This is a genomic window from Ideonella alba (assembly GCF_018069875.1).
Lineage (GTDB): Bacteria > Pseudomonadota > Gammaproteobacteria > Burkholderiales > Burkholderiaceae_C > Ideonella > Ideonella alba.
Genome location: NZ_JAGQDF010000031.1, coordinates 1 through 1,501, shown reverse-complemented (window position 1 = coordinate 1,501; position 1,501 = coordinate 1). Strand labels below are relative to the sequence as shown.

Annotated in this window: 1 protein-coding gene; it reads left to right on the top strand. The window is 66.4% G+C overall.

What is annotated here, in order from left to right; all coding sequences use genetic code 11:
- The first annotated feature begins 114 nt into the window (after positions 1 to 114).
- A complete protein-coding gene (locus KAK07_RS25040; RefSeq protein WP_210863696.1) occupies positions 115 to 1,131 on the top strand; it encodes an IS110 family RNA-guided transposase in 1,017 nt (338 codons plus the stop codon).
- The last annotated feature ends 370 nt before the right edge of the window (positions 1,132 to 1,501 follow it).

The following is a 1,501-nucleotide window of genomic DNA, read 5'->3' as shown; positions in this document are numbered from 1 at the left end:
CTAACGAATGAAAGGGACTTCCCCGTCCCGGACCAGCCGCGAAGCGGCAGACGGCAACTGAGTGCCACGATGGGAAGTGCGGTTTCTCATCAACTCATCCGGAAGGGGAAGTCCATGACGATTCTGACGGTTGGCATCGATCTCGCCAAGAACGTGTTTGCGGTTCACGGCGTGAACCAGGCCGGCAGGCCTGAACTCTTGAAGCCCGCTGTGGCGCGCGACAAACTGCCGGAGCTGATCGCCGCGCTGCCGCCGTGCGTGATCGGCATGGAGGCCTGCTCGGGCGCGCACCACTGGGCCCGGCAGTTCGAGGCGCATGGCCACACCGTGCGCCTGATCGCGCCCAAGTTCGTCACGCCCTACCGCATGAGCGGCAAGCGCGGCAAGAACGACGCTGCAGACGCCGCGGCCATCTGCGAAGCCGTGCAGCGCCCGCACATGCGTTTCGTGCCGATGAAGAGCCTGGAGCAGCAGTCGCGCCTGATGGTGCACCGCGCGCGGCAAGGCTTCGTGGAGCAGCGCACCGCCACGCTCAACCGCATCCGCGGCTGCTTGAGCGAGTTCGGCATCGTGCTGCCGCTCAAGGCCGCCACCGTGCGCCGCCGCGCCTGCGAGTGCCTGGAGGATCTGCCCGGCTACGCCAACACCGTCATCGGTGATCTGCTCAGCGAGGTCAGCCGCCTGGATGAGCGCATCGCCCAGTACGACCGGCACATCCAGACGATGGCCCGCGACGACGCCAGAGCCAAGCGCCTGATGCAGCTCAGCGGCGTGGGCGAGACCACCGCCACCTGTCTGCTGGCGATGATCGGCAACGGCCACGACTTCGACAACGGACGGCAGTTTGCCGCGTGGCTCGGCCTGGCGCCGGGGCAGTACAGCTCGGGCGGCAAGACCCGGCTGGGGCGCATCACCAAGGCCGGTGATGCCTACCTGCGCAGCCTGCTGGTGCTGGGTGCGAGAGCCTTGCTGGCCGCGGCCAAGAACAAGACCGACCCGATCAGCCGCTGGGCCGTGGCGCTGGCCGAGCGACGAGGCTACTGGAAGGCCGTGGTGGCCATCGCGGCCAAGAACGCGCGCATGGCCTGGGCGGTGCTGCGCAAGGGCGAAGACTTTGCGATGCCTGCCTGAGGCAGGGCCGCGATGAACGACAACACCATCCAACTGATTCGCAGCCCGGGCTGCTGAACCCACCGCCGTGTGACGGCAAGCGTTGATGACAACAGGTTTGGACCTGCGCGGGGCGTGACCGATCAACTCCAGGGCGGCTCGATCGCCGGCTAACGAATGGGTCCCCCGCGTGCGTCCTTCATCAGGGTCCGTGGCACTGAACACGCCACACGAATGACCGTTTGTAGTTTGGCCAGTCCGCACCTTGTTGTCTGCCTGAGCGCTTGAGCTGATCGCGGCCGTCGGGTCTTGAAGACGCACCAACAACAAGGCCCGCTATGCGGGCCTGGGATCAACTTGCGCTTGACGGACGGGGAAGCCCTTGTAGTTC

Coding starts and splice junctions, on each gene's coding strand:
- KAK07_RS25040 (WP_210863696.1), top strand. CDS start 115: ATGACGATTCTGACGGTTGGCATCGATCTCGCCAAGAACGTGTTTGCG.